The following is a 25,420-nucleotide window of genomic DNA, read 5'->3' as shown; positions in this document are numbered from 1 at the left end:
ATTAATTATGAAATGGAACCGAAAGATCAAAAACAAAGGTAACGCGAGTTGATGCAGTTTAGATGTCGAACAGCTTAGCTTCGCTTCACGTACTTCAAAAACTTTTAAAGCAAGCGATAGGAGAAGGTTGTAGAAAAGTGAGGGTGAGAAGGTGCGATCGCCCTGGGATCGGGTGCGAGCGTTTTGACGGGGTGACAAGCAAGTGGAAAGACTTACAAGACTTACGGTTTGAGTTGATATACCTCAAAAAAGATCGGAGTCGGTGTGTTCGGTGATGTTTTTTGGGTTTCTCTCGTGGAAAATGAGGCTGCATCGGGCGCTCGCTACCGATCGTATGAGTGAATAAACCTGTCAATAATCCCCTATCTTTTTCGTAGTTCAGCAGTCTTAATGCTCTTATAATCAAAGTTTCAGAGGCGTTCTCATCCCCTAAGTGCCTTTCGTAAAGCTAAGTTTTGCTAAGATGTAATAAATATAGTCATTTCAAATAAAAAAGAGACACTATTGAGCGCAGTAGGCACAGATGAGTTCATCTAAAGATGTGCCAGGAGGAGCATACATTCTGGCTCGCTTTAAGGCACTAAAATCGTGTTCAATATCGTTCAGATAGGCGAGAATATTTCGGGAGAAAAAGAACTTGATGACCCGTTTCCTCTAGCAGTTCTCGAATCGCTGTTTTTCGATGAATCGGTGCATTATCCATGATTAATATAGATGGCTTTGTTAGAGAGGGTAATAAATATAAAGATAACCACCCTTCAAAGCCTTCTGCATTGAGGCTTCCCGTAAAAACCATTGGGGCAATTAAGTCCTTTTCTCCTTTGCGTCTTCCGGCTACTAGATTTTCTCTTTATTCCCCGTTTGCCGGACTTTTCACCCAGATTTTTTTTCCTTTTTTTGACCAGCCAAATGCACAATCGTGAAACTCTTCAAATCCTGACTCATCAATCAATAAAAACCAGACTTTGACTTCCAGATACTTTAATCAATTCTCTCAGATATCTGTAGTATTTCATTCTTGCTTCTCGGTTTCTCTCCTGGTAACGAAGTTGTTTTTTTTTCGAGTAATTTTAAATTTTTTAAGAGCCTAAGATATGGCACTTGGTCTTACTCCAAACTTCATGGCTCTGTCGATTAATCTGGCATCTGAATTCTCTTTTACCTCCTTTTCTAAGGCTTGCCCATCTAGTTTTCTCTTACGCCTTTTTACCTGTGTGGCTCTAAGGTCTGTCCGACCCAGCCACCGATATATCGTTGCCACAACTACCTGAAAAAGTCCGATCGCTTGAGCGATACGACCGCCATTTTCTACATAATCCACTACTCTTTTTCTCCAATCAATACTGTCAGACATTTTCCTAGCGGCTTCACTATTTTTATTCATTTTACCTCATTTTTAAATTGTCTCATACTTATTTGAAATAACTATAACTCTTGGACGTGTTGCCCAATCAATGTTGTCGGTTTTAGTTGACATTGGTACTCCTACGAAAATGCCTAAACAGAGGGGAAAATCCCCCGGCTGGGAAAAAGGAAAAGTACGTACTAAGTCACCGTGCTATCCCACTGTTAAAAAACGGGTTTATCGAAGCAAAAAGTGTTCAATATTAGCTGTTTAATCTTCTACCTATTGAATTTTTGAGCAACAGCTTGCCTTCTATTCAAAGGCAGCTAGTTTTAGCTGCGACCATTTTTTAGTCTAAACTCCAGCTATTAACAGAAGTACAAAAACTAAAAGCAAATTTACAGGAAAATCGCGACTAAATATATCAGCAACTAGATGTACCTACTCCACTAAAGCTTGTCGCTGAGCCTCCAACAATTCCTGAATCCCTATTTCTGCCACATCCAAAATTTGATTTAACTGACTCCGGCTGAAACTTCCCTCTTCCGCAGTTCCCTGAATTTCAATGATATTCAAATCTCCATTCATTACCACATTACAATCAATTTCCGCCGCCACATCTTCAAGATAATTCAAATCTAAAAACGGCTCCCCTTCCAAAAGTCCCACAGACACGGCAGCAACTTGGCGAATCAAGGGCGATCGCACTAAATCACCTTTTTGCACCAACTTGTTCAAAGCATCAGCCACAGCCACAAACCCGCCAGTAATTGAAGTCGTGCGAGTCCCCGCGTCAGCTTGCAAAACATCGGCATCGACAAGTATGGTGCGTTCTCCCAATAATTGCATATCCAAGCACGATCGCAAACTGCGCCCAATCAACCGCTGAATCTCTTGAGTCCGTCCCGATAATTTCATAAATTCCCGCTCTTGTCGCTGCGGCGTAGAACCAGGCAACATTCGGTATTCCGCTGTTAGCCAACCTTGTCCCGTATTCTCCAGAAACCTAGGCACTCCCGGCTTGATTGTCACGCTGCAAAGTACCTGAGTATCGCCACTTTTCGCCAGTACGGAACCGCTAGCAAATTTGGTAAACTGTCGATCGAAACTAATCGGACGAAGTTGATTTGGTTGTCTGCCGTCAGGACGCTGGAAAGACATAATATTTAGATAATTGATAATGGGGAATTGGGCATTGATATTCCGGCTTTTTTTGACTCGTTAAATAAGCATTCATTCCCATCTAAAATCTAAAATGGTATTACTATTTGTCCTTAGCTTCGATCAATTTTAGAATATCCTGCTGGACTTGTTCAGGGGATCGATCGCCATCAACAGTTAACAGTTTGTTGCGGTATTCGTAATACTCTAAAAGGGGAATAGTGCGTTCGTGGAACAAATCGAGCCGACGCTGTAAAATTTCAGGATGGTCATCCGATCGATCGCGCTCGATCGACCTGCTGAGCAAAACCTCGATCGGCACTTTCAGCCAAACCGCCCAATCTAGCTCCTGCGCCAACTCCTCTAATAAAAAATCCAACTCCTCAGCTTGAAAAGCAGTTCGCGGATAGCCCTCCAATACCCAGCCATTAAAGACATCCCACAGCAGCAGTCGGCGGCGAAAGAATTCAATCATAGTTGCGTCGGGAACTAATTCCCCTCTTTCGACATAAGACGCCGCCAGCTTGCCTAAATCTGTGTCTTCTGCGATCGCCTCCCGTAGAATGTCCCCCACAGCCAGCAAAGGAAGGCTCAAATTGCTGCACAGTAGTTCAGCCTGAGTTCCCTTTCCCGCTCCTGGCCCTCCCAGAATCACCACTCTCACAGTCCCTGCTCCTAGTGCCGCGACATTCAAATTTTACGCGATGTGTGTACCTTTTCTGAAAAGCCCTAGACGCAGCGAGACTCTCATCACCTTGGTTTTTCACCCTATAACTGTATAAATGTCAAGCTCCACGCCGTATTTTCCTAAAAAACCCCGTTTCTCTGTAAGTGCTAATTGAGTTCAAAAATCGAACAAACGACTGCGAATGCCACTGCCGCGAGCTTTTGACAACTTGTATATCTAGTGTTCGATCCGATGTGCACTCGGCCCCGTACACTATATATTGTCAAGCAGGCTTCAGCCACGCCAAGGTCGGAGCTGCACTCAAGACTTAGTTGCTGATTAAATATTGCCCTATGGTTGCTCAGTTACAAACCCCTAAACTAAATTTAAACCACAGCTTGCCCTACACAGTTCAAGGGCTGGTGCAAGTCTTTACAGGCCCGCACCGCTGCTTTTTTACCAGTGTCATGGCTCAGGCCCTCAGAATTGCAGGACAAGGATCTCCCGTGCTAGCGGTGCAGTTCCTCAAAGGGGGAATTAATCAAGGGCATCAGCATCCGGTGCGGCTGGGGCAAAATTTAGATTGGGTGCGCTGCGATTTGTCACGCTGCATTGAGAATGCCGATTTAGATGAGCTGGAGACGCGATCGATCGAACAATTGTGGCAGTATGTTCAAAATGCGGTGCGCGAAGGTCGTTATTCCTTAGTTATTCTCGATGAATTGAGTTTAGCTGTTAATTTGGGGTTGATTCCCGAAGCCGAAGTGGTGGCATTGATTGACAGCAAGCCGCATCATTTGGATATGATTTTTACCGGGCCATCCATGCCCCAAAGAATTTTGGATGTTGCCGACCAAATTACTGAAATTCGCCGCAGTTAAGGACAATGATTCAAGTTGCGATCGCTTTTTTAGCGGTCGCATTTTTTATGTAAAAAAATAGTATCTAGAAAAAGAGGCGATCGCTTAGCTCAAAGAGCGATCGCACGCTGATCAATGTACCAGCGACGTTACGCTTGAACTACCGGATCGAAAACAACACTCAATCGATCCGCCGGCACCATCCGCTTGAGAATTTTCAAGTGACCGTCTGCATCAGACCAACTGCGAAACTCACCCACAACCACCTTTTCCACATTTGGAAGCGAGCGAACTATAGTCCACGGCTTGAGACGTTTTTCTTGCAACATACTAGATAAATCTCCTTGGTAAATTGGAGCAAAAGCCAGTCCCCATGGTTGGCCACGGTCGAGGACTGGCTTTTGACTTTGCAAACTTGCCCTTCTCTAAGAACATAGCACAAAAAAAGGGTTTGTGATTATATCTTATTTTTCGCTTTTTTTAGAGCTATTTTCTACATAACAGATGATTAAACTCAAAACTTGTTAACTCTTTAATTCCCAACTCAAAACTATTTCATGACAAACACTTCGACTTCGCTTGGGGTGCAGCCTGACTAATAAATTCTGCCTTCTACCTTCTACCTTCCTTCTACAAATCCCGCCGCGACAGCAGAAACCAGATCCCACCCAAACCCAAAACACCGCACAAAACCCCGCCTTCCCACCCAAAAACAGTCCCCCCCGGCAAATGCCCAGGCTTTGCTTTAGAAGTAAAATTCAGCTCCGAATAGTATACCCACTGGCTGTTAACCCGCCAGCCCACTCGATCGCCAAACTTCTCCCAAACTGTAGCATCATAAACACCAGGCTTTCCCCCCAACTTGAGCCACAAACCCTTTTGCACAGAAAAACCAAATCTGCGGTGACTGTGCCGCACCCAAAGTTGATCGATAGTCTGCAAATCCTTAGCTGGAAACTTCCTAATATCTTCCTCGCTCAAATAACCCCGTGAATTTTGCTGCATCACCTCCAGCATTTTCGCAGAAGTTTCCTCATCAGCACCCCGCCAATTTTTAGCAGCCAGCAGCCTTGCCAAGTGAGAATAATCAATACCTTTTTCCGACTCTAAATTCACAGAAATTAGCGGAGTCTCAGTCACAGGTTGAGTCGGAACCGAAGGACTAACAACAGTTGCCTGCTGCGACTTTTCCAGCACGGGGACAACAACAACAGGAGGTTTTAAAGCATCCAAAACTTCCACAGCCGATTTGTAGCGATCTTTAACATATTCCTGAATCAACTTATCCAAAACCCGACCTAAATCCTCGCTAATTTGTGTTCCTTTTGGCAAAGCCTCCCTCCAAAGCCAGCGGCCTTCAAGTGGATCGTAAAGGTCATCGTGAATGTCCCCATAGATATCCAGGTAAGGCATAACAGAAGTCAGCAAGCGGATGCAAGTCACCCCCAAACTATAAAGGTCGCTAGCAGGAACAGCCCTACCGTGACGCTGTTCAAGAGCCGCGTAGCCGGGAGTTCCCAACTTAGTTCCTGTTTTGGTCGGAGCAGCAGCTACTACCTGTTTAGAAACCCCAAAATCTATTAGCACTAACTTACGATCGCGAGATCTGCGGATCACATTCTCAGGCTTAATATCGCGGTGAATTACATTTCTGTCGTGAACAAACTTCAGTAAAGGCAACAAATCTAACAGCAGTTCGCAAGTTTTTATTTCGCTATAAGCACCGTAGTTATCTAACTCATCCTTTAAATTATTGCCATCAATAAACTCTTGGACTAAATACAAGCGCCCATCTTCCTCAAAATAAGAAATTAACTGAGGAATTTGCGGGTGCTTCAGTTCGTATAACCGCCTTGCCTCTTGTTCAAACAGTCGAACATATTTTTTAAAATGACCGGGCTTCCGCTGAAATTCTTGAGGGGGTGACAACTGTTTTATCACGCACAATTCCTCAAATTTTCCATGATTAACAGCTCGAAAAGTCCTACCAAATCCCCCGTCGCGCAGCGGCTCAGTTGCTGAATAAAGGTCTTTTAGCAGCAGCTTTGAACCACAATTAAGACAATACTTTGTGCCTGGTGGGTTCTGACGCTTGTCTCTTGGGCAATCGAGATTAAGGCAGTATGTCATATATTAAAAAAATGCGAACAAAATTATACTCAGGGTTTTATATTATTCAAGAGTCCGATCGCGAGCTGGTTTTTGTAGAGGCGAGACCTCGAACCTTACGGAGACGGCAGCCACCCTCGCGATCGGAGGGGGCGCTCTCACCAGACTGCCCCTGAGCAAGTATAACTCTCTTGAGGGTTGGACCTCAAACTCGAAGTCCATATCTAACCTTAGACTCCGCTCCGTGCAAAACATTTGATTTAGCGGTCAAAGAGCCACCAGATCAAACAGAAATAGTAATTTATTACCAGCCCCGTGAGTTCTGCAACGCCAAAAAAACTGAGGATTCCGCCTGAGATATAATTTTATTGCCAGAGAGAAGCACGCTAACGGGAGCCACAGCTTCCGTCAAGTTCGATCTACTTTAATATCTTACCCGGATAATTTTTAACTTAACCAGGCATAATTAACAATCCAAAAATCCCCAACAAACGCACGTTAAAATCAATAATAGCTTCCTCGATCGCAACCCGATCCAGACCTGACACTTAGCCAGTTTTCCCTGTTTACTTTTTTCAGCTATTACCAGTTATATCTAATTCGATCGGTCTACTTAATTAGGAATCGCCAGTGACACCAAAACTACAGCCCTCTCCCACTCCAAACTCCCGCATAAAATCACCAAAAGTACCATGGTTCGAGCGGTTCATGGCACTGGTCGCCCTAGGAAATTTAAGTCTAGTATTATTTGACATAACTTACGTCCCCGGTCGAGATTTCTACCTCCGGCAACTGCCAGTTCTAACTCAAGTATACGACCCATTTAAAGGAATTAAACCCCACCGAGACACCCAGCAATATCTAGAAACCTTAGAGGAGTTAAAAATTCAAGTAGTTCAAACAGGGTTGCCCTCTCCCCAAGTAGCAGCAAAATTGCAGGAAATAAACACTCTGAGCGCGAAAATGATCGACGAAGATCCCTTTCGAGTAGCATCAAAAAGCGGCACCCTAGAAAAAATAAAAGACCGGATGCGCGATCGCGTCCCAAATCCGCAAGGCTCCGCTAAAAAATCATTCCAAACATTCTGGAGTCCTGACTATTTAAACAAACAAGGCTGGCAAAAAGAAATCAAGTGGTTTGACACCAAAATCAAGCCATTAATCGCCACTAACTATTACCGCGAGATCGGAGAAAACGGCGAATTTACCGATAAATTCTGGCAAATCGACCTGCCATTCATTGCCATATTCGCGATCGAATTTCTCGCCCGTACCTACTTGATCGGCCGCCGCCACCGCAGCGTCACTTGGCGATCGGCTATGCTTTGGCGATGGTACGACATCTTTCTGCTCCTCCCATTCTGGCGCCTGTTGCGAATATTACCCGTCACAATTCGCATCCACCAAGCCAAAATGCCAGATCTCCAACCCATACGCACCCAAATCAGCCGAGGTTTCGTCGCCAACTTCGCCCAAGAATTGACCGAAGTTGTAGTAATTCAACTCATCAACCAGATGCAACAATCAATTACCACCGGCGAACTGGCTCGTCAACTATTTCAATCTAAAAAACAGCGCTATCTAGACATCAACAATATCAATGAAATAGAAGCGATCGCCACCCATCTAGTCCAAATAACCGTCTACAAAGTCCTCCCGCAACTCCAACCCGACCTAGAAGCCCTCCTCCGGTACAATATTGAAACCTTCCTCAAACAATCCCCCCTGTATGAAGGATGGAAGCAAGTACCCGGCCTGGGAAACCTGCCTCGACAGCTAGCAGAGCAATTAGTTGCAGAACTTTCAAAATTAGCCACCCTCGGCCCCCAAGATGCCTACGAAGCCTTCAAAATCGCCAGCGAAGACCCCATAAGCATCAAACTCTCCAGCCAGCTAGTCCAACATTTCGGGCAAGCTTTAGGAACCGAACTGCAACAGCAGCAAACCTGGCAAGAAATACAACTGCTGCTGTGCGACTTCCTAGAAGAGTTTAAAATCAACTACATTCAGCGGTTGAGCGAAGAAGACTTCGAGAAAATTTTAGAACAAGCCAAAGAATTGCAACGGATAGCCCCGCGTTAGGGCAAGTTTCCCCAGGCGATGCCCCCTTGGAAGCGGTACAAGACCGCTTCCACGAATAACCAATTGTAAGCAGACTGTCCCACCCACATCACCTTCACGTCCGCGCCACAAATCTTCGATCCTTTCCCACTGTTAATCCCGTAGGGCATAACAGCGACTTGTCATGCCGAGCGAATCCTTCTAGTCGGCTATATCTCTCCTTTACCTTCCTTTACATCAACTGATGACAAACCCTAGCCTCTCGGATTTGAAGAACCTTAAAATCCTTGCCAGCAATGTGTTCACCTCTAATACCAAATTCACTATTAAGCTGAGATAGTGTCGCAGAATTAAAAGAATAGCCTCAGCTTTCTCCTCTGTCATAATCCCCTCTGCTCCAGCGCTCTACTTATTTTTTTCTTCTCCAATTAGCAATTAGCAATTACCCTGCTGTAACTCTTGCAAATGAAACTTGCGGGAATTGTAAAGTTTCATTTGCGATGGCATTCTCTACGAGAGTCATCTGCAGGGTTGTGCATCAAATCTTCAGCGCGCTAGTGAGTTAGACCGCCGTTACGGTTCTCAGCGGCCTGCGTGTCATTTTTTTAGCGAGAAAGGTCAATTTTTTTTAGACGTATATTATATCACTTTATATGTAAGTTTGATTAAATTATACTTTTTAGTAGCACTGTGTAAAGTAAAGTTAAAAACTACTACAAATATCTCTAAACGAGGTAATCTACTAGATAGGATTTCTAACTGCTTTGCTAAGCAATAAAAAATTACAACTGCTAGAAAAAAATAAGGCGCGTCAGCATTTTAAGTCAGCTATAATTATAAAGCTTTCAGGGAAAATACGTAAGTAGCAATGCTTGTTCAAGTAAATTACTTTCTAAAAATTTACACTAACTCTTATAAATTGCTTTTCAATATATATTTCCTCAGCCTCATTTCACTAAATCCACTGAAAATTTTCAGCCAACTCGTTACCCCAGGAGTAACACCAATAAATGTCACAGACCTCTCCAACCACTTTCCTGTCAAACCGTTCAAAAAAAAAGGTGTCCCTGCGCCTGATTTTAGTATTGCCATTCGTCGTGCAAATCTTTGCTGCCGTCGGGCTCACTGGCTGGCTCTCCTTACGCAACGGGCAAAAAGCAGTCAACAAAGTTGCTAGCCAGTTGCGGAGTGAAATTACGGCCCGCATCCAGCAGCAGCTCAACACTTACCTAGACACAGCCCCTCGCGTCAATCAACTGAATGCCAATGCCCTTCGCCTAGGATACTTAAATCCCGACGAATTGGAGAGTACGGAGCGCTATTTGTGGGAGCAAATTCAAGCCTTTCCTTCTCTGCCCAATATGGGTTTTGCTACTAAAACTGGAGAATTCATTGCCATTGAACGCCAAGAGAATGGCAAAGTAGTTTTTAAAATAGCAGACAAAGACCATTCCAATGAACTTCATATTTATGAATCTGATAGCAAAGGCAATCAAACGAAGCTTTTAAAAGTCTCCCGCAACTACAATATACTCACCCGTTCATGGTATAAAGACAGTGTACGCTTAGGCAAGCCCACATGGAGCGAAATTTTTTCGCTTACAGGTCAGAAAACGCTCTCGCTTCCTGCCGGACATCCTGTTTATGACGAAAGTGGCGAACTGCGCGGGGTATTCGTTGCTAATTTTCTGATCTCTTTCCTCAGTGACTTCCTGCACCGCTTAAACATTGGTCGTTCAGGACAAACATTCATTATGGAACGTTCTGGACTCCTAGTAGCCAGTTCAACTCTCAAAGAAGCATTTATCACCAACAATGACAAGCTCGATCGCCTGAATGCTTTAGAGAGCACAGATGATTTAATTCGGCTGACAACAGCGCATTTAAAAGAACACTTTGGCGACCTCACTAAAATTAATAGCTCTCAGCAATTGGATTTTACGATCGCCGGCCAGCGGCAATTCCTCCAAGTTATGCCCTTTCAGGATAGCCGAGGATTGGACTGGCTGATCGTCGTCGTAGTTCCTGAAAGCGATTTCATGGATCAAATTAACGCCAATACCCAGACTACCATTTTGTTGTGTTTGGGAGCCTTGGCGCTAGCTACCGTTTTGGGAATCTTAACCGCACGCTGGATTACCAGCCCGATTCTCCGTTTGAGCGCAGCTTCTAGGGCGATCGCCAGTGGCGACTTAGAGAAAAATGTCCAGGTAAAAGGCGTAGAAGAACTAGAAGTTTTGGGTCAGTCTTTCAATCTTATGGCACAACAGTTGCGCGAATCCTTTGAGGCGCTAGCCAAGACCAATTCCGAGCTAGAACTCCGAGTAGAAGAACGCACCGCTGAACTCACAGCAGCCAAACACATCGCTGATACTGCCAACCAAGCTAAAAGTGAATTTTTAGCGAATATGAGTCACGAATTGAGAACGCCACTCAATGGCATTTTAGGATACGCTCAAATCCTAGAACGCTCAAAAACGATGGCTCCGAAAGATATCCAAGGCATCAGTATTATTCACCAGTGTGGTTCCCACCTGTTAACCCTGATTAATGACATCTTAGACCTCGCTAAAATTGAAGCTCAGAAATTGGAACTGTACGCGAAAGATTTCCATTTTCCTTCCTTTTTGCAGGGAGTCGCGGAAATCTGCCGCATCCGAGCCGAACAAAAAGGAATTGCTTTTGTTTATCAACCCAGTTCGGAAATCCCTGCTGGCATCTACGCTGACGAGAAACGCTTGCGACAGGTAGTAATTAACTTACTGAGCAATGCAATTAAGTTTACAGACTCGGGACGAGTAACTTTTAAGATAGAACATCTGGAAAAGGGGACAGGTGAAAAGGTACAAACCAATGACCAAAAGCCAGCCTCACAAATTCACAAAATTCGGTTTCAAATAGAAGATACTGGCGTTGGTATGACACCAGAACAATTAGAAAAAATATTTTTGCCTTTTGAACAGGTAGGAGACAGCAATCGTCAGGCGGAAGGAACAGGACTCGGTTTAACAATTAGCCAGAAAATTGTCGAAATGATGGGTAGTACAATTCAAGTAAAAAGTCAGTCACGAGTCGGCAGTGTTTTTTGGCTAGATTTGGATTTACCGGAAGCGGCAGACTGGGCAAATACAGCCACGCTTGCCAAGCAAAGAAAGCTGGTTGGCTACCAAGGTAGAAAGCAGAAAGTTTTGGTTGTGGATGACAAATGGGAAAATCTCTCGGTCATTGTCAATCTCCTGGAACCCCTCGGCTTTGAAGTAACCGAAGCTAAAAACGGTCAAGAGGGTTTAGAAAAAGTAGAAGAGTTTAAGTTCGATTTGATTCTCACTGACTTAGTGATGCCAGTGTTAGATGGCTTTGAGATGATGCGCCGTATCCGAAATTTGCCCCACTATAAAGACGTGGCAATCATTGCTTCCTCTGCCAGTGTATTTGCTACCGACCAACATAAAAGTTTGGAGGGAGGAGCCAACGATTTTGTCGGTAAGCCAGTGCAGGCAGAAGAGCTATTTGAGATATTGCAAAAGTATTTAAAACTTGAATGGATATATGAAGAACGAAAAAATGAAAAAATCAGCACTATTCCTTTTTCCTCAGATCCTCAATCACTTTCTGACTCGACCTCTGTAGTAGCGCCCCCGCCAGGAGAAATGGAACTTTTATTTGAACTGGCGATGAGAGGCAACGTGAAAGGAATTGTGAAGCGCAGTGAGCACCTAGAGAAGTTAGATAGACAATTTGTACCCTTTGCTGTTGAGCTGCGCCAGTTAGCCCAAGGTTATCAAGTCAAAAAAATCAAAGAGTTTATTACATCCCACAGAATAGAAAAAGAATGAAGGCAGCAAATATGGAAACAAGTAGCATCTTAATCGTCGATGATAATCCTAGCAATCTGGACGTGCTTTCTGAAGCTTTAGCGGGTTCAGGATGGGAGATTTTGGTAGCAACTGATGGCGAAACTGCCATCGAACAGGCTGAATATAGTCAGCCTGATTTGATTCTGTTAGATGTGATGATGCCTGGAATTGACGGGTTTGAAACCTGTCATCGGTTGAAGGCAAGTCCGTTGACAAACGAAATTTCCGTTATTTTTATGACCGCTCTTTCTGACATAGGAGATAAGGTCAAAGGCTTTAATCTAGGGGCGGTGGATTACATTACTAAGCCCTTTGAACAAAAGGAGGTGTTAGCTCGCGTCCACCTTCATTTAAAACTGCGTTCTCTTACTAAAATTCTTGCATATAAAAATCTGCTTCTCAAACGGGAAATAGAAGACAGGCTCGCAGCAGAAGCAGCGTTACATCAGCTCGCGCAGGAGTTAGAAAAACGAGTGGAAGAACGAACGGCTGAACTTTCTCAAGCTTTGGATAATCTTAAAAAAGCTCAAGTGCAAATCGTTCAAAGTGAAAAGATGGCTTGCCTCGGTCAACTTGTAGCTGGGGTGGCTCACGAAATTAACAATCCAGTTAGTTTTATCTCCAATAATATTCCTATTGCCAAGGAATATATTGCCGATTTGATCGGGATGACTCGGCTTGGCCAGCACAACGTTATTTCGACATCAGAATTTGAGGATAAGTCCCAGGAGATTGAGTTAGATTTTATTGCTGAAGATTTGCCAAAAATTATTGATTCAATGGCGGTAGGAACAGAGCGCCTGTACAATCTTTCTATGTCACTGCGTAATTTCTCTCGGTTGGATACATCGGCATTAACGCCCGTGAATATTCACGATGGGCTAGATAGCACCCTGTTGATTTTAGGTCATCGATTGAAAGGTAAAGGCACTCACCCAGCTATTAAGGTTATTAAAGAGTACGGCAAATTGCCGCTGGTAGAGTGCTATCCCGGACAAATCAATCAGGTGTTTATGAATGTATTAGCGAATGCAATTGATGCTTTAGAAGAGTCTACGATCAGTTGTCCGCTCTGCGGGGAAAAGCAACAGAGCAATGACAATCCACAGATTCGGATATCTACTGAAATGCTTCAGGGCGACAGAGTGGTGATTCGGATTGCTGACAATGGGCTGGGGATAACGCCGGAGATAATGCAGCATTTATTTACGCCGATGTTTACTACAAAATCAGTGGGTAAAGGGACAGGTTTAGGCTTGTCTATTAGCCGTGAGATTGTAGAAGCAAAACATGGTGGTACGCTGACCTGCATCTCCTCGCCCGAATGGGGGGTAGAGTTTGTAATTGAGCTTCCTATTCAGCATTAGTAATGGGGATTTTTTATGGTGAATCTTAGTTTGGCTGTTTTGTCAATATACCGTTAATTTGGCGATCGCCCATGTCGAATCTACCAATCACCCTCACTGTCAAACTCTTCGCCACCTATCCAGAAGCAGAGGGCTTGTCCGAACTAAAATGAGAATTTCCCAAAGAAACTCCCGTATCGCAAGTCCTAGAACGCCTGAGTGACCATCGCCAACAGTTTTAGGGACGATCGCACCGGCTTCGGTATCAACCAGGAATTTGCCCTCGCCCCACCCCACTCCAAAACGGTGATGAAGTCGTCCTTATTTCCCCTGTCAGCTCTCCTCTTCTGCCCTCGGACAGTCCGCCGATGCCGATTCGGTTTGTCACCGGACGGGCGATCGAGCTAAACTGAGAACAGAGGCCTCCCTTCGATCGGAAGAAGTCCTCAAACTTCTTGGAAGAAATTGTTTTACCTAGGAGTGGGTCAAGCCCACTTTTTTTGTTGCATTAGTCGCAGGAAAAGAGCTCAGGGCGTCTGACTTGCAAGTTGAGGACTGATTTAGTAGGGGTAATCCCCCCGCTTGAGATCCCTGCTGGGATGTTGGGTAAGTCCCAAAGTTGAAGACGAAAGTCGCAGCCACCTAATCAAACCACCTCAAAACCAAGCAATCTCAACACCAAATTTTTCCTTGCCCGTGTCCGAGTTTAGGAGTTTTAACTTAAGTATTCGATATGACTCATCCCCTAATCCCACAAATCATTGACTTAGCTACCCCCGTTGCGGAAACACTGGGATTGGAAGTAGTGGGAGCAGTGTTTCACACCAACCAAAATCCTCCCGTCTTGCGGGTAGACATCCGCAACCTCCAACAAGACACTGGTTTAGCCGACTGCGAGCGCATGAGCACAGCCCTCGATGCTGAGTTAGAGGCAGCCGACATCATACCCGATGCCTACGTGCTAGAGATTTCCAGTCCCGGAATATCCAGATTGCTCAGCAGCGATCGAGAATTCATTACCTTTAAAGGTTTCCCCGTGACAGCCAAAACCACCGAACCGGACTCGCGAATCAAAGAGTGGAAAGGACTACTCCTGGGCCGGGATGAAACAGCGGTTTATCTCAATCAAAAAGGGCGACAGGTTAAAATTCCCCGCCCTCAGATTGTCAAAGTTGAACTAGACGAAGGAAAGGAGATGTAAAGGGAAATTTTGAGTGTTGAGTGTTGAGTTTTGAGATTGCCTCGCAGCAAGCTGAAAACGCTTGGCTGCGAGTTAATTTTTAACAATCATATCTGTAGCAGCGGGTTGAATAGGAATAACAAATAAATTGTTACAGCACCGAGTTACCCTAATCCTATTCAGTAACTCATCACTCTTCTGTCATCACTTTTTCTGGAAAATTTCCAAGTACCAATTACCGATTACCAGTTACTTATTACCACAGCAAAAAAGGAGAGTTTTATATGTCAATGGTTCCCCTGCCCGGACTAAAAGAAATGGTCGAAGGTATTAGCAAAGAACGCAATTTACCCAAACACGCAGTCCAAGCAGCTTTGCGAGAAGCCCTGCTCAAAGGATACGAACGCTACCGCCGTACCCAAAAACTCGATCACTTCAGCGAAGAATACTTCGACAACTTTGATGTAGAACTCGACGCAGAACAAGAAGGTTTCCGCGTTTTAGCCAACAAAACTATTGTCGAAGAAGTCATCAATCCCGATCACGAAATCTCACTTACGGAAGTGCAAGAAGTAGCCACGGAAGCTCAGCCTGGGAGCATCGTGCTCGTAGACGTAACACCAAATCAAAAAGAATTTGGTCGCATGGCCGCGATCCAGACCAAACAAGTCCTGGCTCAAAAACTGCGCGACCAACAGCGCAAAATGATTCAGGAAGAGTTTAAAGATTTAGAAGAAACGGTTCTTCAAGCAAGAGTTCTCAGGTTTGAGAGGCAGTCGGTAATTTTAGCAGTCACCAGCAGCTTCGGTCAGCCAGAAGTAGATGCCGAACTGCCTAAGCGCGAACAGTTGCCCAACGACAATTACCGGGCCAACGCTACATTCAAGGTTTATCTCAAAAAAGTAGGCGAAGGCTCTACTAGAGGGCCGCAGTTACTTGTTTCTAGAGCAGACGCAGGTTTGGTGGTGTACCTGTTTGCTAACGAAGTACCAGAAATAGAAGACGGGGTGGTGAGGATTGTCGCCGTAGCCAGGGAGGCAAATCCGCCCTCGCGGCACGTCGGCCCCCGGACTAAAATAGCAGTTGATACTCTCGATCGCGACGTAGATCCGGTAGGAGCCTGCATCGGAGCGCGGGGATCGCGGATTCAGGTAGTAGTCAACGAATTGCGCGGCGAAAAAATAGACGTGATCCGCTGGTCTCCAGACCCAGCAACTTATATTGCCAACGCTCTGAGTCCCGCTAGAGTAGATGAAGTGCGTTTAGTTGCTCCAGAAGGCAGGAGAGCTCACATTTTGGTCGCTGAAGACCAACTGAGTCTTGCCATTGGCAAAGAAGGTCAGAACGTCCGTCTCGCAGCCCGCCTAACAGGTTGGAAAATCGATATCAAAGATATTGCTAAGTACGATCGCGCGGCCGAAGACAGCAAATTGGCCGCAGAAGCAACTAGGCTCGAAGAACTAGCAGGCGACTACGACGCAGACGAAGCGGGGGACTACGACGGCGACGAGGAAACCGCAGAATTTGAGGAAGAGGAGGCAGCCGCCACGGAGGAAACCGAAGCCGCAGTCTAAAAACTGTGACATTTACCGAAGAAGAATTGAGAATTCAGGAGCCAGAATCCAGAATGGGTTCTGTGCGACAGGATGGAGGATCGAGGTTGAAAGTCCCCGATTAAAATCGGGGATCGCAAAAATTTTTTCCGTGACTGTTGCCCCTGACTTGGGGCATAGCGTATTTTGAATTCTGAATTCTTTCTTCTGAGTCCTTGTCATAAGATTTTCTCTCTTCGGGAGACAAGCAGGACTTGTCCGCTACTCCCCTCTCTCCCCCTACTCCCCCTCTCACAAGAAATGAAACCGAACTACCGGTGCTGTGCAAGTTGTCGAAAAATAGCTCCTAAGGAAGCTTTTTGGCGAGTAGTCAGGCTCTATCCTTCTCATCAGGTACAATTAGATCGTGGCATGGGCCGTTCTGCTTACCTTTGTCGGGAAACAGAATGCCTCAAAGCAGCTCAGAAAAAAAATCGACTTGGGCGATCGCTCAAAGCGCCTGTGTCTGACGAACTGTACCAAACACTTTGGCAGCGTTTAGCCACATCTGACTGTACATCTTACTCTGGCTCACCCGGATGAAAAACCGACAATAGTTCGGCATCGACTGTATAAACCCTCTTGGCAGCCCTACCAGTAATTACCGGTAGCGCCAGCTATAAAACCCCAATCCGATCTGCCCACCAGTCTGGAAAGATTTGTGTCAGATTAGATAAGGGTAGGGTACTAGCAGAGGTATCCTCAAGGTGGAAAGGCAAACTTTGAAGCTTGAGAGAGTGGGTTTTGCCAAAACTCAGACTTCGGAGTTCCAAGTTGCCAAACAGACTTGAGAATTCTTCAACCGCAGACTTCAGCGAGTTGCATCTTTCTAGATAAAATTGCTGAGAGAGTACCGCAACCCCGATTCCTGACACTGAATCAATCACACCGAATGATGTCGTCATTAGCACAAAAAATCACAATGTAAAAACTGGTTGGCATAAAAGAGGGCAGAGTGGATGAACAACGGCAAAGTAAGAATTTACGAATTATCACGGGAACTAAATTTGGATAATAAAGACATCTTGGCAGTATGCGAGCGGCTCAATATTTCAGTCAAGAGCCACAGCAGCACAATTACAGAATCCGAAGCAGAGCGCATTCGCAAAACGGCGGAAAAATACGTAGCCAGCAGCCACTCTTCCCCCGGCAAGCCAGCTCCACCCGAAAGAGCAGCAGCGCCATCTAGAGAATCTGGCCCTCACCCTAACGACCAACAAAAAAAGCAGCAAATTTTAGAAATACGCAGTCCAAAAGTACGGCCGGCTGGTGCTTCCTCCCAGCCTGCAGGCAACGAGGAGAACAAAAACCAGCCCGCGGCAACCGTGGCAACTCCTCCCAAGTCGCCTGCAGCTCAACAACTCCAGCCTCCAGCTAAACCGAATATCAATAGACCTGTACTGTCGAAGCCAAATGTCGCAGTCTCCGCAGCTCCGTCAGAAGTGTCGGAAAATGTAGGTGCGATCGCCCCGGAAACCACCGCCCAGGCTCAGGCACCTGCGGCATCTCAACCGCCGTCGGAAAAGGCTCCAGAACGCATCCCGCAACCGCCGATCGCCCCTCCCGCGCCTTCGGCTAAACTCACGTCCCCGCCAGTCAGAGGGGCGTCCGAGTCGGCTAGCCGTACCCCACAAAATCTGGGAAACAAGCCGGTACTCAAACTTGCAAGAACCGAGCAAGAGCAATCAGAACAGTCAGAAACTCTGGAAGCGCCAGCTAAACCGAGCCGCCCCAGCAGACCTGCACCAGGATCTCCTACCGAATCTCGCGACACGCAAAGACCGCGCAGGGAAGGCGCTGGTGGCCCAGTCAAAACTCCACTGGCCGCTCGACCACAGCCCGGTGGACCGCGCCGGAGCCTTGCCCCCGCAACGTCAGCTACCGGGCTGCGTAGCCGCGGCGGTGACACCGGAGCCATAGGGGATGACACTGATGACAATGAAGAAGATAATACGCCGTTGCTGGAGATTCCTCTCCTCGAAAGGCCCTCCCTCCCTCGTCCTGCCAAAAAGACATCTGTCATTTGGGAAGAAGATGATGACGAAAACTCAGATGCTGCCAAAGCTGCCAAGGCAGTTAAGGCAAAACGTTCTCGCCTCAAACCCATAGACGAGGATGACGATGACTTAGAAAACGGCTTGGATCTGCCAGCACCAGTCACGGTCAGCCTGTCCCTAGCCCGCCCAGCTAAAGCGAAGGGACAAGCAGCACCCAAGTCAACACCAACTCCGGGCGCACCCGGCAGCAGCGGAAAAAATAAGAGACCAGGCCCTTCTCACGATAAAAGTTCTTCTTCGGGTTCGAGCGGGGGACGCGGCAACCGGGGCAAAACAGCCGAAGCTAAGGTAGAACGTCCAGAAAAGCTGCTGCTGAGCAGGCCGATGACCGTTCAAGAACTAGCACTTAGTCTGGCTGTTCCCGAAACCGAAATTATTAAGCGGCTTTTCTCTAAAGGAATTGCGGTAAATATTACCGAAACCCTGGACATTCCAGCGGTGAGGATGGTAGCCGAGGAAATGGGCGTAGAGGTGGAAACTCCAGAAAAAGTAGCCCCAGCTATCAAAGTGATCGAGATGCTGGATGCAGCGGATTTGGAATACCTCGAACGCCGTCCGCCAGTAGTAACGATTATGGGCCACGTGGATCACGGCAAAACTACCTTGCTCGACTCGATCCGCAAAACCAAGGTGGCTCAGGGAGAAGCTGGGGGGATTACCCAGCACATCGGTGCTTACCACGTGGATGTGGAACACGAAGGCAAGAGCCAGCAGGTGGTATTTTTGGATACGCCCGGTCACGAAGCCTTTACAGCGATGCGGGCTCGGGGAACACGGGTTACGGACATCGCCATCTTGGTGGTGGCGGCGGACGACGGCGTGCGACCCCAGACAATTGAAGCGATCAGCCACGCGAAAGCGGCGAAAGTGCCAATTGTCGTGGCTATCAATAAAGTTGACAAGGAGGGTGCTCAGCCGGAACGGGTGAAGCAAGAGCTTACTGAGTACGGCTTGGTCGCAGATGACTGGGGCGGCGATATCACGATGGTTCCAGTCAGCGCGATCCGAGGCGAAAACCTGGATACGCTGTTGGAAATGATTCTGACAGTGGCGGAAATGGAAGACCTCAACGCCAACCCGCACCGACCGGCTAAGGGTACTGTGATTGAAGCTCACCTCGACAAGGCAAGGGGGCCTGTGGCAACTCTGCTGGTGCAGAACGGCACTCTGCGAGTGGGCGATATTGTGGTCGCAGGCTCGGCTCTGGGCAAGGTGCGCGCCATGATCGATGACCGGGGCGAACGCGTAGAGCAAGCAACTCCATCCTTCGCGGTGGAAGTGCTCGGCCTGCGGGAAGTTCCTCGCGCCGGAGATGAGTTTGATGTCTTCGCAAACGAAAAAGAAGCTGCGGCGATCGCCTCTGGAAGAGCTACTTCCCAACGAGATTCCCGCCTGCTGCAAGGCGGCCGGATCAGCCTCAGCGGCTTCTCTCAACAAGCTAAGGAAGGCGTTCTCAAGGAACTCAACTTGATCTTGAAGGCAGATGTCCAAGGCTCCCTCGAAGCAATTGTCGGCGCTCTGACTCAACTTCCTCAAAAAGAAGTTCAACTCCGACTGCTGCTATCTGCTCCCGGGGAAATTACAGAAACGGATATTGACCTCGCAGCAGCCAGCAATGCTGTAATTATCGGGTTCAATACTACTCTCGCCACCGACGCTCGCCTCGCGGCTGACCAAGCGGGGGTAGACGTGCGGGAATACAGCATCATCTACAACCTCTTGGATGACATTCAAGGGGCGATGGAAGGCCTGCTGGAACCCGAATTGGTGGAAGAACCTTTGGGTCAAGTCGAAGTGCGCGCTGTCTTCGCGATCGGTCGCGGGGCTGTGGCTGGATGTATGGTACTCTCTGGCAAAGTCATCCGTAACTGTAAGGTGCGGGTGCGCCGGGGCAACAATGTCGTTTACGAAGGTGTCCTCGACTCCCTCAAACGGATGAAGGAAGATGCCAAGGAAGTCAATGCTGGCTTTGAATGCGGCATTTCCTTGAGCGGGTTTAGCGACTGGGCGGATGGCGATATTATTGAAGCCTACCGCATGGTTACTAAGCGCCGGACTCTATCTCAATAGTTTTGAGTGGTGAGTGTTGGGTTTGAAGAGAAGTTTTGAGCGATCGCAACCAAATTGCCGATCGCTCGCAACTCTTCTCTTCACTCAATACTCCCAAACTCATCACTCGCAACTTTGGTTTTTAACTTATAGCAGAAGGAAGAAGGTTTTAATTATAGAGGAAAGAATGAAGAAGCAAAGATGTTCGCAATTAACAAGGTCATAATCATCTTGGATGTTGCTGAAAATTCAAAATTTAAAACTAAAATAAGATTTACGCAAATCAACCGAGTTTCCTCCCAAAACGCTCGGTTTGACCGTTAGAAATGTACTCTTCGCACCGGGTTTCTGGGTCAAGAGTGCGTCCCAGACTCTCAAAATTCAAAACTCATAACTCATAACTCATAATTATTTAAAGTGCGTTCTTTTTGGTCAGATCCTTTTTTGTGGATTCACCTTTCTGGGGCTGCTACACTGCCGATTTTCCTGGGACTGTGCTTGCTGGGACTCGCAGTGGGTTCTCCCTTGCTCCCTGTCTGGTTAGAAATATTTTTAGTGGGTGTAGCAGGTATTGTTCCTGTGCTGTGGATGCAGTGGTTCCGCCCTTTTTACATTTTTAGTATTTTAGTTGTGGCAGTAAAACCGCAGAATTTAACTTCTGTGCAGCACCGGCTTCTGACTCGGTTTAAAACTAAGTTAAATCAAGGAATCGCTCTTTTTATAGCTGTTTTGCTGGCAGTAATTTTGTGGCAGCTTTACCGATGGGCTCCCCTGGCGGCTTCGGTGGCTCCCTTTCCTCCTTCTTGGCGGTGGGCTGGATTGTTGTTGGCAGTTGCTGCTTTTTTCGCTAGCAATTTGTTTTTGCAGGTGTCTGCTAGTGTCATGGCGGTTTTGCTGACGCCGGAATCAGAATTTGCAGCGACAAAGCCTCATGTTTTAGAAAAAATTCGGCAGGATTTTACGATCGCGCCTTGGCAAGTCGATCGACTTTTGCCGGCTTTGGCAGCCGAGACAACTGCCACTGTGGTTGCACCCCCAGAGTCAATTGGGTCAGCATCCGGCATAGGGAATTCTTCAGTCGGCAGTATTGTCAACCCAAAACCTGCTGATAGCAAAGGCGTTACATCTCTACCCGAACAGTCGAGCAAAAAAAAGTGAAATAAAAAATTAAGAGGTGGACAATTGTAGTTTAAGCTACTTTAATTTTTACAGATATATGCTGTGAAAAAAAAACAGGTAAGGCCCCTCTTCAGATAGAGATTATTAATAGTCTTAATATTTAATTTTTAATCGCAGGTTGTGGATATATTATGTTGGCTCTTTGGAGAGAAGAATCTATAATAGAGAGTGTCAAGGTCAGCTTTCAATCCTTACAAGGGATTAAAACAGAGGTATAACAATATGGCGAATTATCTACCGCTCGCACAAGAACCTCAAGCCGCAGAGCCGATCGAGCTGTGCGAAGATTCTGAAATCTGGGGCAGTCTCAAATCCGCGATCGGCGCAAGTTCAGGATTTCAACGCTGGCAGCTAGAACTCAATTTTGAGCGTCAGCAGCAAAATGCCACCATCGATCAGCAAGTTCGTTCTTATCTGCGGGAAACTTTAGAAACTTTGGCTTATTGAGTACCATAAAACCAAATATGGCCACGGTTTGTGAATTTTACAGGTCAATTCTGCTGGCATCCCCTCCAATATGCTATGTGAGTGTCGAGAGCGAGTGTCGAGCTGAACTTCGGGCATCAAATTGCAGGGGACAGTATTTCTGCTTACGCAGTGCGGATTAATTTCGGCAGCCTACTGGCCACGCACTTTCAGAGATTTCAAGAGAAAATTAGCCTGAAACCCCCAGACAGAGAGACTGCGGCTGCTATCTGTTGACTGGGCTATTGCCAAAATTCTTTATAAGAATGCTGAACAAAAATAAAATTAACAGTGCTAGAGTGGCAGTACATCAAACCATCAACATCAATCTGATTACAAACCTTTTACACCGTAAGCCCTATTTATTTTTCAGCGTTGCTGATTTACGGTATGAAAGGCTAAATATGCCAGTCATAGAAACCAGTATCGACAAAGCTTGGGGATTTTCAACCGATCTTTTTCATACCCTGATTAAGCAACGCCTATTTTTCATTTTGCGTTCATTTTCTGCAGAATCTGCTCTTGGCGCCTAGCAGCAACTTGTGGCCATGTCAACTCCAAAGCTCGCTGACGGGCGGCGGCTCCCATTTTAGCCCGCAAATCAGGAGAATTAGATAGTTTTCGCAGTCCCTCCACCCAGGCGTCAGTATCGTAGGGAGGAAGAATTATGCCCTCAATGCCATCACGCACAACACCACCTCCTCCCATAGGTGAAGCAAGAATGGGCAAACCATGACCCATTGCCTCATAGATGACGAGTGGGCTACCTTCCTCAAGACTGGGAAAGGCAAAAAAGTCAGCTTGGCGATAGGCAGAACTGTAGTCCAAAGCATAATCAAAGTAAACTACATCAGAACGTTTCAGCAAATCCCTGCAAGTTTGAGCGATCGCCGGTTCGAGTTTGCCAAAAATTGTCAGCGATCCCTTAATGCCAGCTCGCTCCCAAGCCTGTAAGAGCAGGTGAACCCCTTTGCGGACGCAGGCAAAACCTAGGAAAAGGACGTTAACTTCCTCTGAAGGCGGTTTTTGGGATTGATAATTGGGGAAACGCTCTGGCGACCAACCTTCAGTCGTTAAAAGCAGTTTCTCTTCAGAAACTCCGGCTTCTTGAAACGATTTTACTACTATCGGACTAGGACAAAACAGAAAGTCAATCTCCTTGAGTTTTTGGTCTTCTATCTGAATTTTCTCTGGGGTAATGTCGTGTTGAGGTTGCAATCCCAAGCGAGAGTAAGCATCGTCAAGGATACTCTTAGCTTGCCTTTGAGAATTATTAACTCGCTCCCAAAAAATCGCCTTATTCTGCTTGTTAACGCTCTTTACAGTATCTACTGAGGTACCGGGCCACAAGTAGGCAACATCAAAATTTTTGAGCTCTTTGATAAAACGCTTCTCTGCCTTAATTCTGGGTGCACTAGGGCTGCGGTAATACAATGGTGTCAGAAATGACGGAATTGCTTCAACTATATTGGAGTCGCGGCACTCGCGATCGCAACTCGGGACAACCATAAGTGCCTTCAGATCGGGGCCTTGCCATTCTTTGCACACTGAAAAAAATACGTGGCTGATGGCTCGGTTATTACAATGAAATGGCAATAAAGCACTAAGTTTTAACATAGCATTAATTTTTAATCAACTCAACTTTGTCTGCTTTCATCTAAAAATTAGACCTCTTGAATAATAACTTGGACGGGTTCTCCTGTCCATTTCACAAGAGTCATTTTTTTGTGGGGGGCGCCCCGCCTGCTCAATAAAGTGATAAAAAAGAATTTGGCAAGAAGCCTATTCACATAGGAGAGGAGTGCTCAGTTTATAGAGCTGTCTTGTTTTATCTTGTTTTATTTAAAAGCAGATTCAGTAACCTGAGAGTGGTTGTACTGTAAAACGATAGCATTTAAGTAAAATGACTGCCAAGGCGCTAAAAACTCACAAAGCGTTGGGGAGTTAAAAAACATCCTACTTGCTTTTTCTAAAAAACAGCTAGGATGTTTTAATGACAACCGATTTAACGACTTTAGTCTGCTGTTGCTAAAACTAGACTTTTAGCTTGGCCGATCGCCAAACACTTTTTAACAGCCGCAATTACATCTTCCACATCTGCATCTGTTAATTTTGCCGAAATCGGCAAGCTAACTGTATGCCGCCCAATGTACGCAGCATTCGGATAGTCTTCCGGCTGCCATCCAAACATTTCTTGATAGATAGGATGTTCCGGCATACTCATGTAATGTACGCCGACACCGATATTTTCCGCATTGATAGCGTTGAGAAACTCGTCGCGGCTGATTCCTGCTTTGGCTTCATCTACCAGAATGGTGTACAGGTGATAAGCATGAATGGTATCCGGTTCGGGGTTGGCGGGCAAAGTAATGGGCAGATCCGCAAATGCTTCGTTGTAGCGCTGCCAAATCTGCTCCCGTCGCTGCCAATAAGGAGTAATTCGTTTCATTTGATGAATGCCGATCGCAGCTTGCAGATCCATCATATTGTATTTAAAACCGACTCCCACCACTTGGTAGTGCTTGTAACCCGAGTCTCCGAATCGCTTCCAAGCATCTTTGCTCATACCGTGCAGCGCTAAAATGTTGAGCCTGTCGGTATCTTCTTTACTGGCGACCAGAATCATTCCTCCTTCACCCGTCGTGATATTTTTGGTAACATAAAAGCTGAAGCATCCGAAGTCGCCAAATGTGCCTGCTTTCCGCCCCTTGTACTCTGTTTCGATCGCGTGAGCACAGTCTTCAATTAACTTCAAGTTGTGACGGCTAGCAATCTCGCAAAGCGCATCCATATCGCAGGGACGACCTGCGAAGTGAACCGGCAAAATTGCTTTAGTTTTTGAAGTTATTTTAGCTGCGACTTGAGCCGGGTCAATATTCATTGTCACCGGATCTACATCCGCCAGTACCGGTGTTGCCCCGGCGTGGATGATGGCATTAACTGTAGCGCAAAAAGTCATTGGAGTAGTAATGACTTCATCCCCCGGTTGTAACGAAGCAGCAAGGAGGCTCAAGTGCAGTGCCGCTGTACAAGAATTGACTGCAATCGCGTACTGGGAACCCTTGTAAGCATTGAATTCGTCTTGAAAACTCATCACTTTCGGGCCTGTACCCAACCAACCTGTTTTCATGGTTGCCACCAATTCTTGAATTTCAGCATCTTCGATCGCCGGAGCACCGAAAACCAAGAAACGGTCTTTTGAACGAATAGGATTGTGGTTCATGTTGCTAATGTTACCCAGTAAATAGAGTCGAGCGAGTGAAAGTGTAGACCCCTAAAAAGTAAGATTTTATTGGGATTTGAGGTGCTGTTAATTAATCCAGTCTCTCACCTTTTTTTTCAATTTTTTTAGTCAAGAGTTTTGAGGATGCGTGGTGCAATGGCATTTGTATAGCACGAGCTTACTAATGACAAGCCGTTTTTCCACAAGCGCCTGACTCTGACAGCGTTTCTCTATATTAATATAGATAATCTCCAATGTCCACCCGATAT

At 46.2% G+C, this 25,420-nt stretch carries 19 protein-coding genes and 1 pseudogene; 11 read left to right on the top strand and 9 right to left on the bottom strand.

Annotation, left to right across the window (positions count from 1 at the left end):
- Window positions 1-501: 501 nt before the first annotated feature.
- The 3 genes and pseudogenes from QUA33_RS19115 to QUA33_RS19105 form a co-directional block, all read right to left on the bottom strand.
- A pseudogene (locus tag QUA33_RS19115) lies at window positions 502-1,354 on the bottom strand (IS630 family transposase).
- Between the two features lie 432 nt (window positions 1,355-1,786).
- Window positions 1,787-2,506: a ribonuclease PH gene (gene rph, locus QUA33_RS19110; protein ID WP_333150267.1), complete on the bottom strand. Its 720-nt coding sequence runs from the start codon at window positions 2,504-2,506 to the stop codon at window positions 1,787-1,789.
- Window positions 2,507-2,609: 103 nt separating this feature from the next.
- Complete coding sequence (locus QUA33_RS19105; protein WP_333150269.1) at window positions 2,610-3,170, bottom strand: nucleoside monophosphate kinase; 561 nt, start codon at window positions 3,168-3,170, stop codon at window positions 2,610-2,612.
- A gap of 356 nt (window positions 3,171-3,526) precedes the next feature.
- On the opposite strand from QUA33_RS19105, the gene QUA33_RS19100 reads away from it, so the two are divergent.
- Window positions 3,527-4,054, top strand: a complete 528-nt coding sequence (locus QUA33_RS19100; protein ID WP_333150265.1) for a P-loop NTPase family protein — start codon at window positions 3,527-3,529, stop codon at window positions 4,052-4,054.
- Window positions 4,055-4,182: 128 nt separating this feature from the next.
- On the opposite strand, the gene QUA33_RS19095 is transcribed toward QUA33_RS19100, so the two are convergent.
- Window positions 4,183-4,362 carry a hypothetical protein gene (locus QUA33_RS19095; protein WP_333077141.1) on the bottom strand — a complete coding sequence of 60 codons (180 nt, stop codon included), beginning with the start codon at window positions 4,360-4,362 and terminating at the stop codon, window positions 4,183-4,185.
- Between the two features lie 301 nt (window positions 4,363-4,663).
- Complete coding sequence (locus QUA33_RS19090; RefSeq protein ID WP_333077140.1) at window positions 4,664-6,163, bottom strand: GUN4 domain-containing protein; 1,500 nt, start codon at window positions 6,161-6,163, stop codon at window positions 4,664-4,666.
- Window positions 6,164-6,850: 687 nt separating this feature from the next.
- Between QUA33_RS19090 and QUA33_RS19085 the strand changes: the two genes are divergently transcribed.
- Window positions 6,851-8,224 carry a hypothetical protein gene (locus QUA33_RS19085; protein ID WP_333150263.1) on the top strand — a complete coding sequence of 458 codons (1,374 nt, stop codon included), beginning with the start codon at window positions 6,851-6,853 and terminating at the stop codon, window positions 8,222-8,224.
- Here QUA33_RS19085 and QUA33_RS19080 read toward each other — a convergent pair.
- Complete coding sequence (locus QUA33_RS19080; RefSeq protein ID WP_333150262.1) at window positions 8,221-8,373, bottom strand: hypothetical protein; 153 nt, start codon at window positions 8,371-8,373, stop codon at window positions 8,221-8,223. The two genes, QUA33_RS19085 and QUA33_RS19080, sit on opposite strands and share 4 nt — an antisense overlap.
- Window positions 8,374-9,213: 840 nt before the next feature.
- On the opposite strand from QUA33_RS19080, the gene QUA33_RS19075 reads away from it, so the two are divergent.
- The 6 genes from QUA33_RS19075 (at window position 9,214) to QUA33_RS19050 (ending at window position 16,721) form a co-directional block, all read left to right on the top strand.
- Complete coding sequence (locus QUA33_RS19075) at window positions 9,214-12,039, top strand: ATP-binding protein (RefSeq protein ID WP_333150260.1); 2,826 nt, start codon at window positions 9,214-9,216, stop codon at window positions 12,037-12,039.
- Window positions 12,036-13,427 carry a response regulator gene (locus QUA33_RS19070; protein WP_333150258.1) on the top strand — a complete coding sequence of 464 codons (1,392 nt, stop codon included), beginning with the start codon at window positions 12,036-12,038 and terminating at the stop codon, window positions 13,425-13,427. The genes QUA33_RS19075 and QUA33_RS19070 overlap by 4 nt, the downstream gene beginning before the upstream one ends.
- 198 nt (window positions 13,428-13,625) lie before the next feature.
- Window positions 13,626-13,814, top strand: coding sequence for a hypothetical protein (locus QUA33_RS19065; protein WP_333150257.1), 189 nt, complete (start codon window positions 13,626-13,628; stop codon window positions 13,812-13,814).
- A 325-nt stretch (window positions 13,815-14,139) separates the two neighbouring features.
- Window positions 14,140-14,607: a ribosome maturation factor RimP gene (gene rimP / locus QUA33_RS19060; RefSeq protein ID WP_333040953.1), complete on the top strand. Its 468-nt coding sequence runs from the start codon at window positions 14,140-14,142 to the stop codon at window positions 14,605-14,607.
- Between the two features lie 263 nt (window positions 14,608-14,870).
- Window positions 14,871-16,160, top strand: coding sequence for a transcription termination factor NusA (gene nusA, locus QUA33_RS19055; protein WP_172191969.1), 1,290 nt, complete (start codon window positions 14,871-14,873; stop codon window positions 16,158-16,160).
- 279 nt (window positions 16,161-16,439) lie between these two features.
- Window positions 16,440-16,721, top strand: coding sequence for a YlxR family protein (locus tag QUA33_RS19050; RefSeq protein ID WP_333066666.1), 282 nt, complete (start codon window positions 16,440-16,442; stop codon window positions 16,719-16,721).
- 74 nt (window positions 16,722-16,795) lie between these two features.
- Here the strand turns inward: QUA33_RS19050 and QUA33_RS19045 are convergent, their stop codons facing one another.
- Entirely contained in the window at window positions 16,796-17,083 is a 288-nt protein-coding gene (locus tag QUA33_RS19045; protein ID WP_333077133.1) for a hypothetical protein, read from the bottom strand.
- Between the two features lie 54 nt (window positions 17,084-17,137).
- Between QUA33_RS19045 and infB the strand changes: the two genes are divergently transcribed.
- The 3 genes from infB to QUA33_RS19030 all read left to right on the top strand — a co-directional run bounded on the left by infB (window position 17,138) and on the right by QUA33_RS19030 (window position 21,910).
- On the top strand, window positions 17,138-20,305 hold the full coding sequence (gene infB / locus QUA33_RS19040; RefSeq protein ID WP_333150253.1) for a translation initiation factor IF-2: 3,168 nt from the start codon (window positions 17,138-17,140) through the stop codon (window positions 20,303-20,305).
- A gap of 423 nt (window positions 20,306-20,728) precedes the next feature.
- Window positions 20,729-21,442, top strand: coding sequence for a low-complexity tail membrane protein (locus QUA33_RS19035; protein WP_333150250.1), 714 nt, complete (start codon window positions 20,729-20,731; stop codon window positions 21,440-21,442).
- A 243-nt stretch (window positions 21,443-21,685) separates the two neighbouring features.
- Window positions 21,686-21,910, top strand: a complete 225-nt coding sequence (locus QUA33_RS19030; RefSeq protein WP_333040946.1) for a hypothetical protein — start codon at window positions 21,686-21,688, stop codon at window positions 21,908-21,910.
- Window positions 21,911-22,417: 507 nt separating this feature from the next.
- Here QUA33_RS19030 and QUA33_RS19025 read toward each other — a convergent pair.
- Window positions 22,418-23,437, bottom strand: a complete 1,020-nt coding sequence (locus QUA33_RS19025; protein ID WP_333150248.1) for a glycosyltransferase family 4 protein — start codon at window positions 23,435-23,437, stop codon at window positions 22,418-22,420.
- Between the two features lie 505 nt (window positions 23,438-23,942).
- The gene (locus tag QUA33_RS19020; protein ID WP_333150246.1) at window positions 23,943-25,151 is read right to left on the bottom strand and encodes a DegT/DnrJ/EryC1/StrS family aminotransferase; all 1,209 of its coding nucleotides are present in this window, start codon (window positions 25,149-25,151) and stop codon (window positions 23,943-23,945) included.
- Window positions 25,152-25,420 lie beyond the last annotated feature (269 nt).

The sequence above is a fragment of the Microcoleus sp. Pol14D4 genome, from assembly GCF_036701245.1.
Classification (GTDB): domain Bacteria; phylum Cyanobacteriota; class Cyanobacteriia; order Cyanobacteriales; family Microcoleaceae; genus Microcoleus.
This window is presented reverse-complemented; position numbering and strand designations above follow the sequence as displayed.

Bases quoted from the DNA above. Each gene is read 5' to 3' on its own strand.
- rph (WP_333150267.1), bottom strand. From the start codon at position 2,506: ATGTCTTTCCAGCGTCCTGACGGCAGACAACCAAATCAACTTCGTCCG.
- QUA33_RS19100 (WP_333150265.1), top strand. From the start codon at position 3,527: ATGGTTGCTCAGTTACAAACCCCTAAACTAAATTTAAACCACAGCTTG.
- QUA33_RS19095 (WP_333077141.1), bottom strand. From the start codon at position 4,362: ATGTTGCAAGAAAAACGTCTCAAGCCGTGGACTATAGTTCGCTCGCTT.
- QUA33_RS19090 (WP_333077140.1), bottom strand. From the start codon at position 6,163: ATGACATACTGCCTTAATCTCGATTGCCCAAGAGACAAGCGTCAGAAC.
- QUA33_RS19085 (WP_333150263.1), top strand. From the start codon at position 6,851: ATGGCACTGGTCGCCCTAGGAAATTTAAGTCTAGTATTATTTGACATA.
- QUA33_RS19080 (WP_333150262.1), bottom strand. From the start codon at position 8,373: ATGCCCTACGGGATTAACAGTGGGAAAGGATCGAAGATTTGTGGCGCG.
- QUA33_RS19075 (WP_333150260.1), top strand. From the start codon at position 9,214: ATGTCACAGACCTCTCCAACCACTTTCCTGTCAAACCGTTCAAAAAAA.
- QUA33_RS19070 (WP_333150258.1), top strand. From the start codon at position 12,036: ATGAAGGCAGCAAATATGGAAACAAGTAGCATCTTAATCGTCGATGAT.
- rimP (WP_333040953.1), top strand. From the start codon at position 14,140: ATGACTCATCCCCTAATCCCACAAATCATTGACTTAGCTACCCCCGTT.
- nusA (WP_172191969.1), top strand. From the start codon at position 14,871: ATGTCAATGGTTCCCCTGCCCGGACTAAAAGAAATGGTCGAAGGTATT.
- QUA33_RS19050 (WP_333066666.1), top strand. From the start codon at position 16,440: ATGAAACCGAACTACCGGTGCTGTGCAAGTTGTCGAAAAATAGCTCCT.
- QUA33_RS19045 (WP_333077133.1), bottom strand. From the start codon at position 17,083: ATGACGACATCATTCGGTGTGATTGATTCAGTGTCAGGAATCGGGGTT.
- infB (WP_333150253.1), top strand. From the start codon at position 17,138: ATGAACAACGGCAAAGTAAGAATTTACGAATTATCACGGGAACTAAAT.
- QUA33_RS19030 (WP_333040946.1), top strand. From the start codon at position 21,686: ATGGCGAATTATCTACCGCTCGCACAAGAACCTCAAGCCGCAGAGCCG.
- QUA33_RS19025 (WP_333150248.1), bottom strand. From the start codon at position 23,437: ATGGTTGTCCCGAGTTGCGATCGCGAGTGCCGCGACTCCAATATAGTT.
- QUA33_RS19020 (WP_333150246.1), bottom strand. From the start codon at position 25,151: ATGAACCACAATCCTATTCGTTCAAAAGACCGTTTCTTGGTTTTCGGT.